The following is a 13,011-nucleotide window of genomic DNA, read 5'->3' as shown; positions in this document are numbered from 1 at the left end:
GAAAAGTTTACTCGATCGAGACGCTGACGGGCGGCCAGCAAATCGGCCGCCGGAAATCTACTTGGTCGCCGGTTCTGCCGCTGTGGCTTTACCGAACGCTTCCAATGAAGCTTCGGGGTGATCCTTTGACGTGATCACCGAAGGCAACTTACCCGAGTCGTCCTTGTGTCCCAAGATCGTGAATCGATGGTGGTAGTTGTCTTCGCGATCGAACAACAAATCGTCGTACACCGTTTGCGGTGGCACGCCGCCCTTGCATTCGACCTCGAAGAACCACCAAACGTTGGGCCCTTCGATCTTGCGACCGATCCAGCGAATCGGTTTGCCGCTAAATCCGCGTTTGCCGTCTGCCCCTTCGGTTTCCGTGCGGTCAAAAACGACGTGCTTGCTCAAGTAATCGGGTTGCCATTGGGAACCGATCTCTGCTTTTAGCTCACGACGCATCCATTGCTCATCAAGGCCATGGATTCGCATCGCGACTTCGCAGCACGAGGACGCTTCATTCCACTCGATCTCGCTGTAGGTTTCATGCACCGGGTGCATCAGCAAGACCGAGCTGAGTACGGTTTTCAAAAGGAGCAGCGAAATCATTCGGCAGCCTCTTCGGATGCTTCCGCTTTTGGCTTGGCAGTTTCGCTCGCTTCGACCGTTTCTTCGGCTGCTTCTTCCTTAGCGGGTTCAGCGTCTGCTTTCGCTTCCGCCTTTTCCTCGCCTTCGGCTTTTGGCTCCGAAGCGGTTTCCGATGCGACGACCGTTTCTTCGCCAGCTTTCGCTTCTGCGGCAGACTCAGCTTTCACTTCCTGCTTCTCAGCTTTTTTGTCGTCGGTTTCCTTATCGTCAGCGGACTTGTCATCCGCTGGCTTTTCTTCGGACTTTTTCTTCTGCTCCTTGCGATCGTTTTCACGTTGCATCGGGTTCTTTGACGAACCGTTGCCCTTGAACAGTTTAAATCGGCTTGGAACCAGTTTTTCAGGCCAGTGATTGTTGCTCATGTCGCAATCAGCAGTCTGCTTTTTGGGGTCGAGTTCCATCCGCACGATCTCTTTGTCGGTCGCGATCAGCTTCTTGACCTGCTTGCTGTTGTAACGCCAGATCTGGGCTGGCATCGTCAACATTTCGCTGGAGTTGTCGGCGTAGTGAACCCGCAGCAAGATTGGCATGACCAAGCCGCCGTGGTTTTGGAACTCGACAACATAGAAGTTCGTTGTCCGACGCAGCATCGCGCGTTCCTCGCTGTCCAAACCGTCCAGGAACCGCTGGAACGACTTGCGATCTTCTTCGTCGACTTTGTCTTCGTTGTAGTCCGGGTTGTTGTAGAAGTCTTTCAGACCGGGTTGCCATTCGATTCGTCGACGCAGGTCTTTGTTGCGTACTTCCGAGATCGTTGGCTCTTTTTTGTCTTCTTCTTGACGTTTGCGTTCGGCTTCGACGTCCGGATCACCGGCATCGATTTGGAACAGTTCGACGCCGGAAATTCCGATGTCAACGTGTTTGGTCGAGTAGAACCAACCACGCCAGAACCAGTCCAAGTCCGAACCAGAGGCGTCTTCCATCGTGCGGAAGAAATCGCTTGGCGTCGGACGTTTGAATTTCCAACGTTGAGCGTATTCACGGAACGCGTCGTCGAAAACTTCGCGGCCCAGGATCGTTTCACGCAAGATGTTCAGCGCCGTCGCAGGCTTGCCGTACGCGTTGTCGCCGAACTGCAAAATCTCTTCGCTGCCGGTCATGATCGGACGCTGGTTTCCGCCACGCATGTAACCGACGATGTTGGCTGGCTCGCCACGACGCGATGGATAGTTTTCTTCCCACTCTTGCTCGGCCAAGTATTGCAAGAACGTATTGAGACCTTCGTCCATCCAAGTCCATTGACGTTCGTCGCTATTGACGATCATCGGAAAGAAGTTGTGTCCGACTTCGTGAATGATGACGGAGATCAAACCGTACTTGGTCGCTTTGCTGTACGTGCCGTCTTTTTCAGGACGTGGGCCGTTGAAGCTGATCATCGGGTATTCCATCCCGTAAACCGGACCGTTCACACTGATCGCGGCTGGGTAGGGATACTCGAACGAATAACGTCCGTAGACTTCGAGAGTGTGTGCGATCGATTCGGTCGAGTACTTGCTCCACAAAGGCTCGGCTTCGTTTGGGAAGTACGACATTGCCATCACGGTTTGTGAACCGACTTCGACACCCATCGCGTCCCAGATGAACTTGCGACTGGCAGCGAATGCAAAGTCACGAACGTTGTCGGCTTTGAATTCCCAAGTCTTGGTGCCTTCGCCACGAACGCTTTCGTTGGCTTTGGCTTCTTCCGGAGTGACGATAAACATCGGGGTCTTCGACTTCTTTGCCGACGCCAGACGTTCTTTCCATTCAGGCTTCAAAACGGTTTCGGCATTTGCCAACGTACCGGTCGATGCGACGACCATTTCTTCAGGAACGGTGATGCGGACGATGTAGTCGCCCAGTTCCAAAGTGAATTCACCACGTCCGAGAAAGGCTTTGTTTTGCCACGCACCAAAGTCGGTGTAGGACGCGACGCGAGGGAACCACTGAGCGATTTCGTAGATATAGTTGTCGTCGTCTTCGAAATACTCGACGCCACCACGCGAGCGAATGACTTTGGCGTCGACAATGTTGTACGAGTATTCGATGCCGATCGTCGTCGATTTGCCAGGCTTCAGTGGGGCTGGCAAGTCAACACGCATCATGGTGCCGACGTCTTTGTATTTCAGTGCGTTGCCAGCTTCGTCGGTGACCGCGGTCAATTTGTAACCGCCGTCAAACGCTTCGTTCGCCATGATCGACTTCATCGCCGAAAATGACATCCGCGACGAAATCGACGGTGCCGTAGCGGTCGTCAACGCATCGGAGCCTTGACGGAAGCGGTTCTGGTCCAATTGGATCCAGATGTAGGTCAACGTGTGAGGCGATTGGTTGTGGTAGTGGATTTTTTCCTTGCCCAAAATCCGCTGGCTCTCGTCATCGATCGTGACATCGATTTCGTAGTCCGCACGCTGTTGCCAATACGCTGGTCCTGGGGCCCCCGACGCGATCCGAGTCTCTGTCGGAGTCGGCCACCAAGGGTCCAATTGTGCGAACGGATCGTAGGGATCAGAGTGCTTGGGGTTAGCCGCTTCGGGCGATTGCGCATCCACCAGGTGCGCGAGCGAGAATATCGCTAGAGAAACGGAGAGGATTATTCGGACGGGGTCAAATCTCACAGCTGAGCGCCTTTCGGTTCTTCGGGGTTCTGTCACGGGTGACGGGAACGATCTTTCAATTCTAATTGGTCAATTCGGCGACGACATTGCGGCGGGAACGAATACGTGGGCATCTACCCAAAACCACGGTTCACCGTAGGATATTCCGCTCTAGTTGTTCACTAAAATTTGTTTGTGCCCCCGAAAAACTGCCATGCGTCAGCCCGATCAATTGCGTCCTGTCGAAATCCAAGTCGGCTACCTTGAGCACCACCCGGCGAGTGTTTTGTACAAATCTGGCAAGACCGTCGTGCTGTGCACCGCCTCGTTGGAACCGAACGTTCCGCCGTGGTTGGAAGGCAAAGGGAAAGGCTGGGTGACCGCCGAATACAACATGCTGCCCGGAAGCACGGTGCCGCGAAAACGACGCGAACGCAGCAAGGTGGATGGCCGCACCACCGAAATCCAACGTCTGATCGGACGCTCTCTCCGCGCCGTCGTTGACCTGGAAGCACTCGGCGAACGATCCATCGTGGTCGACTGCGACGTCTTGCAAGCCGACGGCGGGACTCGCACCGCGTCCATCACCGGCGGCTTCGTCGCCTTGGCCAAAGCGATTCAAAACGAGTTGCCAGACGCCAGCATCGGCAACGGCCCACTGCGTGATTCGATCGCCGCGATCAGCGTCGGTGTGATCAAAGGCGCGGTGCAATTGGACTTGGATTACGAACTGGACTACGCCGCCGACGTTGACATGAACGTCGTGATGACAGGCAGTGGCCGATTCGTCGAAATCCAAGGCACCGGTGAAGAAGCGACCTTCAGCGACGAAGAACTCGCCGCGATGCTGAAGCACGCCAAAACCGGCATTGCTGAATTGACGCAGTTGCAACGTCAAGCGTTGGCGTAAGGCTGTTTCAATGGCTGATTCCAAGATCCTGTTTCCGTCCGACGAGACCATTCGTGCCGCCGCCGATGCGCTCGCGGCAGGCGAACTGGTCGGCGTTCCGACGGAAACGGTTTACGGGTTGGCCGCCGATGCACGCAATCAAACTGCCGTCCAAAAAATCTTCGCGGCCAAAGGACGGCCTTCGAATAATCCGCTGATCGCACACTTCGCCACGCCAGCGGCTGCCGAACAATGGGTCGACATCAACGCGGATCCACGGATCGCCAGTCAATGGGAACTCGCAAAACAGTTCTGGCCGGGCCCACTGACGGTCGTCGCACCGCTAAAGGGGCCAGTCGCACCGGCCGTGACTGCAGGTGCCAACACGCTGGCGGTTCGCGTCCCAAATCACCCGGTCATGCGATCCCTGCTGGAATCAACAGAGTTCCCGCTGGCCGCACCGAGCGCTAACCGATCGAACTATGTCAGCCCCACATGTGCACGCCATGTTGCCCAAGGCTTCGGTGACAGCTTGGCCATGGTGCTCGATGGCGGCGATTGTGCCTGCGGCGTCGAATCAACAATCATCCGACTCACCAAGACAAGGCCACAGTTGCTGCGTCCGGGCGGAATCTCGATCGAGCAGCTGGAATTGGTGTTTGGCGAAATCGAAATCGCGACACAACACAAGACAACTTCGGAAGCAATGCCTTCCCCAGGGCTTCTGCGCAAGCATTACTCGCCGGCAAAACGGTTGATCAAAGTCAGCGAGTTCGACGCTGGCGTTGCCGCACCGGACAAGATCGCACGGATCTTTTTCTCACCTGACCATCCAGACTCGAATGTCGCTTACCGATGGACACGAGTCCTGAGCGCGACCGGTAATCTTAATGAGGTCGCGCAGCACCTTTTTGCGGCGATTCGAGACGCAGATCAAAGCGATTGCGAGCTAATTGTCATCGATGTTTGCACACTTGATGGGATCGGCCGTGCGATCATGGATCGGGTCGACCGCGCTAGCAATTGAATGCGTGTTTTTCTGTTCGCTTAATCGTCGAAACCTTTGCCAACGTCGCAAATAGGCTCGATTTTGGTATTGGGCAGTTTGCCCAGTTTGACGTATCTTCAGCCACAGCGTCTCAGGCTGAATAAGGATTTTCGTGCGTCTGGCACAAGGATGTGACCGCGGTGACCGACGACCACCAACTCGATGAACTGGAACGATCGCAGCTCGACATGACGCTGCGCCGACGAACGAGGCGATCGAACCGCAAGTTTCGATTTTCGCTAGTCGTGTTCGGCTTCGTTGGATTCGCCCTTTTTGCGGCGCCCAGCATCATCAGCCACACTGGAATCGCACGATCCATCATCGTGAACCAAGCGGCGGCGTACGGCTGGCAGGCTTCCGTCGGTTCGATCTCCGTCGGATGGATCACGCCGCTCTCGGTGAAAGATGTCGTCCTGGTCGGGCAATCTGGGAAAACCAAGCTGCAGATTCAACGCATCGACAGTTCATTGACCGCGACTCGTTTGATCCGGTTTAGTCCGAGTGAAATCGGCGAGTTGTCATTGCGCGGCATTCAAGTTGATGCGGCAATCGAACAAGGCGGCTCGTCCATCGAAACAGATCTCGCAAAGCTTCTCGAACCGTCAGACCAAGAGAGCGAGCCGATCCGTGCGTCGATTCAACTCCAAGAATGTGGCGCGAGCTTGGTGGATACCGTCACACAAAAGGTTTGGACGCTAAGCCAATCAAACGCACACCTGAAACTTGACAATGGCGAACTGACCGGCGAACTCGCAGGAGTTGTTGGAGAGCCGGCTGGTACCGAAGGCGCGATCCAAACGAAATTCGTGCTCCACGCCAGCGACGCGACTCAGCAAGACAAGGCAAACGCGTGGGAGTTTTCACTCGAAGCCGACTCCTTTCCGATTTCGACCGCAGACCTCGTTGCCCGGCGTCTTTTCCCAGACGCCGCGTCGACGCCACAAGGCAGCTCGGGTGAAACCTCAGGGCGGCTACACGTGATCGGTGGCACCGCAGGCGGAATCACCGTCGCGATCAACGACCTACAGATTCGCAATCTGCAATCGACGCTACCGCTCGAAAAGCAACAATCGTGGCAAAACAATCTTGCCACTCTGAATGGCCAAGTCGCTTGGACCGGCGACCGGTTACACGGCAACGACCTGGCGATCACCACGGACTTTGCATCGGCGGAACTTGACGGTTCGTTCCCAACAACGATTTCCTTTGTTGGCACACACGACAATCCCTTGCTGTGGATGCAATCGTTGCAAGGGATCGCAAAACTGAACGTCGACCTAGCCGCGCTCTCCGAAGCACTACCAGGATTACTGCCGATTCGCGAAGACGCGACACTGGTTTCCGGCACCGCTACGGCAATCGTTCGCAATCAAACAACTGACGGAGAAACGAATCCACGTACTGAGTTAAGCTTGAACACGCGAGCCATTCGCGCCCGCTCGGCAGGCCGCTTGGTCGTGATTGAGCCCATCTCGATTGACGCCACCGTCACCGACAACGCAGGCTCATTGCTCGCCGAGCAATTCACTTTACAAAGCTCGTTCGCCGAAGCATCTGGCAAAGGCTCACTTCGCGGCGGCGACGCACAATTCAGCGTTGATTTCGGACGTTTGCATTCGATGCTACGCCCAATTGTTGACTTGTCCGAAACGAATCTCGGCGGCAACGCGACGGGTAATGTCCAATGGTCCGTGGTCACAACGGATGCCGGTGACCAGTGGTCACTCTCTGGCACGGGTGAAGCACAACAGCTACTTGTCACGCTTCCCAACGGACATCGCATCAAACGTTCCATCGTACAAACGAACCTGACTGCGAAGGGTAACTGGGCGGAGAACCGTCTGCAGCGACTTTCGCAAGCCGATTTCGCACTGGGCAGTAGCGGTGTGTTGCTGAAAGCCAAATTGACGAAGCCCGTCGACCGACCAGACCAAGACGTGACTTTCCCGGTCAAGCTGGATCTCGATGGCCGCTTGGAAAACTTGAGTGAATCGCTGGGCCCTTGGCTACCCGCAGAACTCGCAAGCGCAGAAGGCCGCGTGATTGGTACATCCAACGTCGTTTTGGCTCGCGAAGGCGCAGTCGTGACCAACGCCGATTTTGAAATGGTCCAACCACGGTTCCACTACCAAGACCGCTGGTACTCGCAGCCCAAGCTGACGATCCACTTTGACGGAACGCTTGATCTGGGTGCGGGGACGCTTACGACACCGTCATCCACGATTGCCGGTGAATCGATTTCACTCGCCATTCGCGGCGAAGCTCTGACGGACAAAACAGATCTGGAAATCGCTTGGAAAGCCGACCTCGAAGGACTTCAAAACAGCATCGGTGAGACGCTCGCTCGCGCGGCGGCAATCTCACAAACGCCACCCAATTTCATCGGTCCCCAAATTCGACCGATCGGGTACCGAACCGCCGACCAAGAAAGCTATCGCCTTGCTGGACGCTGTGAAGGAACACTGAAACTTTCCGGCGATCCAGACCACTGGAAAATTAATTCGGAACTGACCGGCACCAAACTGGAACTGTACAGCGAAACGCTCGCCGCAACTTCCAACGGTGTCACAAGCAGCGGCTATCCGGCAATCGCTTCGCCCGACGGACGTTATCCGGATCGTGGCGCAACAGGCGGAACCTCACCACTGCGTTCAGGCACTCTGCTGTGGTCTGAACCAAGGCTGAAACTGTCCGGCCCCTGGGGCTACCAAGCGAAAACCGGACAAATCGAGATGGGTGCACAACAGCTCGCCTGTGACTGGTTTGCCGGTTCGCTTTCCGGTGAGATTCAGTCCGAAGAAAACGGCACGCAAGTCATCATCAACGGGCCGTCCAAAGTCAAATTGGACGTCTTGGCCGCAAGACTTTCAGAATACTTCGGTGCTTCGATTCTTGCCGACGGTGTTCATGAATCAGAAGTCGCATTCAATCTGAATCTGCCCACCACAGGCGACACCACCTATGACCTGAAAACCGATATCGGATGGACCGCTTGCGACATCGTCGGGGTGCGTCTGGGGCAAGCAAAGCTGCCCGTCCATGCGACCACCAACCAAGTTCGCATCGATCGAACGACAATTCCCGTCATCCAGATCGGACCAACTGTCACCCCAAATGGACAGCTTCCTTCGGCAGGAGGAACCACCGATGCCACCGTTAATCCCGCCCAAGCTTCGCTGGGAGTAACGGTCGATTTGTCTGCCCCACAAACGATGATCCGTTTGGATGAAGGGTCCTCCATTGAATCAGTGCGTATCACACCACAAGCCGCTGCAACTTGGCTGAAATACCTCACACCGCTCGCCGCCGGGGCGACGCAAATCGACGGACTCGTCTCGGCCCAATTTGATGAAGTCGCTATTTGGCCCGATCAGCCGACACGAAGTATCGTCCGTGGCAATCTAGAAATTGGACATTTGATAATTGCCAGCGGCCCACTGACAAATCAACTGATCCAGGGCGTCCGTCAAATCAAATCGATGACCCGTTTGACCGGCGGTCAGGCCGACCCCGTCCAAGCGAAAACGTTGATCGAGATGCCCCCGCAAACTGTCCCCTTCGTCATGGCGGACGGTTATGTGGCTCATCAACGAATGTTCTTCAAAGTCGACAATGCAGAATTGATGACCAGTGGCCGTGTCGGATTGGATTCACAACTTGACCTTGTCGCCCAGGTCCCTCTGAACGCGCGTTGGCTTGGCAGCGACTTGCAAGGTCTTGCCGGACAGAACCTCGCTTTCCCGATCAAAGGCAGCCTCTCGCGGCCTTACCTTGACGAGTCTGCCGTGCGTCGCGTGATGGCGGAGCTGGTCCCCAAGGCGGGCGCCGAAGTCATTCAAAACCGCCTCGATAGCTTGATCCAAAAGCAACTTGGCGACCAAGTCGACCAACTGAACTCCAGCTTAGAAAAGATCTTCAAATTCTAAGATGAAAGCGATCACGCTGCGATCCAAAACGCTTCATTTCCGCAATGATGCTCCCTTTCCCGATCCTCTCGAGGGCGAGGTCTTAGTTCGGGTCCTGCAATGCGGAATCTGTGAAACGGATCTCCAATTGTCGCAAGGCTACATGGGATTCGAAGGCGTTCTTGGGCACGAATTCGTCGGCGTCGCACAATCTGGATCACTTGCCGGACAACGGGTTGTCGGAGAAATCAATTGCAGTTGCCATCGATGTGAAACCTGTCTGGCGGGACGGTCAACACACTGCCCCAACCGAACGGTCATTGGAATCGATCGTCACGACGGCGCGATGGCTGACTATGTCGCCGTTCCCGAGCGAAACCTGCACGTTGTACCTGATTGCGTGGACAACGATGCCGCCGTTCTAGTCGAACCTCTTGCGGCGGCATTCGAAATTCTTCAGCAAATCGACTTGCTCGCTCGCGATCGCGTTGCAGTTCTCGGCGATGGCCGATTGGGCTTCTTTACTGCCCAGGTGCTTTCATCGGTCGTCGACCAGGTCACGGTCTTTGGTAAACATGGCACCAAGCTATTGCGATTCGGGCAACACCAGCACAAGACCGTTCAGATTTCATCCACCGATCCGTCCGAACTTCCATCAGGCGATTTCGATGTCGTGGTCGATTGCACCGGCTCAACGACCGGTTTGCCAATGGCCATTCACCTCGTTCGACCACGCGGAACGGTGGTAATGAAAACAACGGTTGCCGCGTGCCACCAGTTGTCGTTAGCGGCGATCGTCATTGACGAAATCACATTGATCGGATCACGCTGCGGCCCCTTTGACAAAGCCATCGATGCACTTGCGAATCAACACGTTGATGTCGGCGGCTTGATCACCGACCGGTTTCCGCTCGAGCAGGTTGACGAGGCGTTTCGTCAGGCAACCAGCCCGAATTCGTTCAAAGTGGTTTTTGAAATCGCTCGCTAAGCCACGGCAAAGCGTTGACTCAGAACAAAAAAGAAGCCGCACTGCGGCGCCGTTGAGGTGAAACGGCGGCTCGCGATGCGGCTTTTCAATGTTATTTCGCCACCCGTTTCGGTGGCGGAGGATGGCCTACTGAGTGTCGTTTGCCACGGCAGTGCTTGTTGCCGAATAGCGGTTCCAAAACTCAAGCATCGAGATGCCTTCGCCGGTCACGCCAGTCTCGCTTTTATCGCCATGCAAGTGCATTCCGACGACCGCCCCCGATTCGTCCAACAGGGGTGCACCGTCGGTCGCTTGCAGGGAAAGACGTTCGTTGACAAAGCGATACTCAAGCTTTCCATCGCTCGACACCGAAAGCACCTCGGCTTCGTGAGCCGTTTGGCTTGCCGGGGCGCCACCGTAAACTGCCGTCGCCAGATACAGCTTGTCTCCTTCGACAGGCATCGTTTGGGCCAAAGGCATCGCCTTGAGTCCGACCTTACCACGCTGCACCAGTACGACGTCGTAAAGCAAACTTGGTTCTTCTGCCATGCCTTCGGCCGGCGGATCCGCCAAGATGCCGAGGAAGTTCATCCCGTCACTGGCACCGTATGCTTCGGTTGCCCCAACCGAGCCGATTGCCTGATAAATCCGGGCAGCTTCAGCAGCTTCGGTAATCGGTTCGGTACGGTCTTCCGCGATGTGTAGGGCCGACACGAAGTATGTCACGCCTTTCTCATCGCTTGGGAATTCGCAAGCGAAGCCCGTCGAGTTGACCTTATCCGGCTGGATGTCTGCGTCGCCTAAGGCATAGTAGCTACGCCAGACGGAACGTGACTTGACCGGAGGTCCGACCACTTCGGGAACCGGTGCACGCGACGACGCAGCCTCTGGTTCCACCGACGGCGAACAACCGGCTGACGCCAGTAGCCCACCGAGACAAACGAGTCCGGGTGCACAACGCTTGAAGATCGTCGACATCGAGTTGTGTTTGAACGTGCTCACGATCTACAGCTTGCTTTCGCCTTCTTCGACTGCCGCATCTTCGGCAGCGATTTCGGCTTCCATGTCGGTCGTGATTTCTGGAGCTTCGGGTACGCCACCGCAACCGACGACCGAGAACACGACCAATGACAACAAAAATGCAAGTTTGGTGATACGCATAGTAGTTTGTTCCTAAGTGAAGGTTTCGATGGATTACTCGACGATGTTTGGTGCGACTTCGCCGTCGTCAACCAAGCACAACTGCATCCAAACAGTCGCGTCGATCGCGAAGTCGAAGTACTGAACCGAACCGTCACACATCACAGCGTGGACACCGGTGTGCGACGAACCGAAGTAACGGTTCCAGTTGGTGCCTTCGTTGTTATCGCGGTTTGGCGCGTAGGTGTTGCGGTCGCTCTTCGGCGGGAAGTGCCAACGAATGGTGTCGGTGTCCCAGCCTGGGTTGTTCCAGCGTTCGTTGTCACCACCATCCAAACCGTGCTCGGTGTAAGCCAACGATTTTTCCGCAAACACGATGCTGTGAGACAGACCATCGCGAATGCCGGCCAAGGTTTGCTTGTCGCCTTCTTTGGCCCAGATGATCGCACCCGCTCGCGTCTTTTTCAGACCACCATTGCTGCGACTGGTCGTCGCCAATGCGGGTGCACCGAGAGGTGCTTCGGGGATGAAGTTGACCGCCGAGTCAGGACGCCCGTGGTAGTACCCACCGTTGCCGGCATAGTCCACACGTCCGAACTTCGCCGTACCGTACCCGGTAGGTGGGCGACGCGTTGGGCAGTAGTAAACGGGAACGAGCACTTGTGCCACGTCATCTTCAGCGGCGTTGTTGGGACGGTTGGGCCAATAAGGCGGATCGTTCTTTGCCATTTCATAGACAGACGATTGCTCCAGGAATGGCAGAATTCGGTACTGGGCCGACCAACCGGATGCGTTCGCGGCGCGGCAGCAAGCGTTGCTGTCACGTCCTGCCGCGTTCGACGCACCTGGGTCACCATCCCAAGGTCCGGGTGGCAATTGTTTGTAGACGCTTTCGTAGTTAAGCGTTGCCAACCCGATTTGTTTCAGGTTGTTGGTGCACTGCATGCGGCGTGCTGATTCGCGAGCGGCTTGAACCGCTGGAAGCAACAGGCCGACAAGGATGCCGATGATCGCGATCACGACCAACAATTCGACAAGCGTGAAACCAGTCCGTGTTGAGCGGAGGGGGGCTTGCTGGCGGGCTGACTGGAATGACGGCGCCGTCATTTGTGAATCCTCAAGTTACCAATGTTCAAAGTTCTGACGTGCCGCGTTGTTCTGAAGTAGACAACGACCTGACGTGCAGAGGGTTAACGGTTTGTTTCAATGCGTGAAGCGACGATTGAACGATCTGTTGACATCCGCCCGCTCCGCTTCTCGCTTTTCATAGGCAACCCACACTTCGGACTACTTGTCGTTGGCATCAACGCAACGACTTGTTGTCGACTGACGCCTAAGTGGGGAAATCAAAACTGCCGGTCGTTTACTTGGCCGGCACTGCTCTCAAGTCCTGAGATTGGACGAATGGTTTGCCTATCGAATTCGCACCAAAAAGTTGGCTCGCGAATTTGGGCGACACGTTATCGCGGGTAGAACAGAAAGAAACCGAAGCCGGGTCGAATTAACTTGATATTCACAACAAGACTTCGACTTAGCTTTACGCATCGTTAACAAAAAGATTCGCCCCATTGTGTGATTTTTGCAAGAAGCAAATGCGAATCGAATGTGTGCAATTCGTGAACGAAGTAGCAACACACCCCTGACAATGCGGGCACCGTTTTCGGCGCATCACCCACGTGCTTTAGTGCTTCGTTCGCACCACGTCCCCGACGTGTTCGCAAACGCGAACAATCGAAAACATTCGCGAAAAACGCATCGGCACACGAGCCAGACGCTGACGTTCTGAACAAGGTTTTGAGTGATCTAACGCATCCATTGCGTTACATGTAAACCTTCTCCTGCAACCGACCACACCA

At 55.5% G+C, this 13,011-nt stretch carries 9 protein-coding genes; 4 read left to right on the top strand and 5 right to left on the bottom strand.

The window, feature by feature from the left end:
- Positions 1 to 57: 57 nt before the first annotated feature.
- Positions 58 to 591, bottom strand: a complete 534-nt coding sequence (locus CGZ80_RS10170; protein ID WP_094413918.1) for a DUF6702 family protein — start codon at positions 589 to 591, stop codon at positions 58 to 60.
- On the bottom strand, positions 588 to 3,161 hold the full coding sequence (locus CGZ80_RS10165) for a M1 family metallopeptidase (RefSeq protein ID WP_233148343.1): 2,574 nt from the start codon (positions 3,159 to 3,161) through the stop codon (positions 588 to 590). Before CGZ80_RS10165 ends, CGZ80_RS10170 begins: the two co-directional genes overlap by 4 nt.
- 259 nt (positions 3,162 to 3,420) lie before the next feature.
- Here CGZ80_RS10165 and rph point away from each other — a divergent pair, with 259 nt between their 5' ends.
- The 4 genes from rph (at position 3,421) to CGZ80_RS10145 (ending at position 10,036) form a co-directional block, all read left to right on the top strand.
- A complete protein-coding gene (rph, locus tag CGZ80_RS10160; RefSeq protein WP_094413916.1) occupies positions 3,421 to 4,116 on the top strand; it encodes a ribonuclease PH in 696 nt (231 codons plus the stop codon).
- 10 nt (positions 4,117 to 4,126) lie between these two features.
- Entirely contained in the window at positions 4,127 to 5,122 is a 996-nt protein-coding gene (locus CGZ80_RS10155) for an L-threonylcarbamoyladenylate synthase (RefSeq protein ID WP_094413914.1), read from the top strand.
- A gap of 161 nt (positions 5,123 to 5,283) precedes the next feature.
- Positions 5,284 to 9,069, top strand: a complete 3,786-nt coding sequence (locus CGZ80_RS10150; protein ID WP_143543837.1) for a hypothetical protein — start codon at positions 5,284 to 5,286, stop codon at positions 9,067 to 9,069.
- A gap of 1 nt (position 9,070) precedes the next feature.
- Positions 9,071 to 10,036: an MDR/zinc-dependent alcohol dehydrogenase-like family protein gene (locus CGZ80_RS10145; protein ID WP_094413910.1), complete on the top strand. Its 966-nt coding sequence runs from the start codon at positions 9,071 to 9,073 to the stop codon at positions 10,034 to 10,036.
- A gap of 126 nt (positions 10,037 to 10,162) precedes the next feature.
- Here the strand turns inward: CGZ80_RS10145 and CGZ80_RS10140 are convergent, their stop codons facing one another.
- The 3 genes from CGZ80_RS10140 to CGZ80_RS10135 are packed head-to-tail and all read right to left on the bottom strand — an operon-like array spanning position 10,163 to position 12,262.
- Complete coding sequence (locus tag CGZ80_RS10140; RefSeq protein ID WP_094413908.1) at positions 10,163 to 10,993, bottom strand: hypothetical protein; 831 nt, start codon at positions 10,991 to 10,993, stop codon at positions 10,163 to 10,165.
- 27 nt (positions 10,994 to 11,020) lie between these two features.
- Positions 11,021 to 11,176, bottom strand: a complete 156-nt coding sequence (locus tag CGZ80_RS27920) for a hypothetical protein (protein ID WP_158222643.1) — start codon at positions 11,174 to 11,176, stop codon at positions 11,021 to 11,023.
- Positions 11,177 to 11,209: 33 nt separating this feature from the next.
- Positions 11,210 to 12,262, bottom strand: coding sequence for a DUF1559 domain-containing protein (locus CGZ80_RS10135; RefSeq protein ID WP_094413907.1), 1,053 nt, complete (start codon positions 12,260 to 12,262; stop codon positions 11,210 to 11,212).
- Positions 12,263 to 13,011 lie beyond the last annotated feature (749 nt).

It is taken from the genome of Rhodopirellula sp. MGV (assembly GCF_002251265.1).
Taxonomy (GTDB): domain Bacteria; phylum Planctomycetota; class Planctomycetia; order Pirellulales; family Pirellulaceae; genus Stieleria; species Stieleria baltica_A.
Note: the sequence above shows the minus strand (reverse complement) of the source record. Positions and strands in the feature narration are given on the sequence as shown.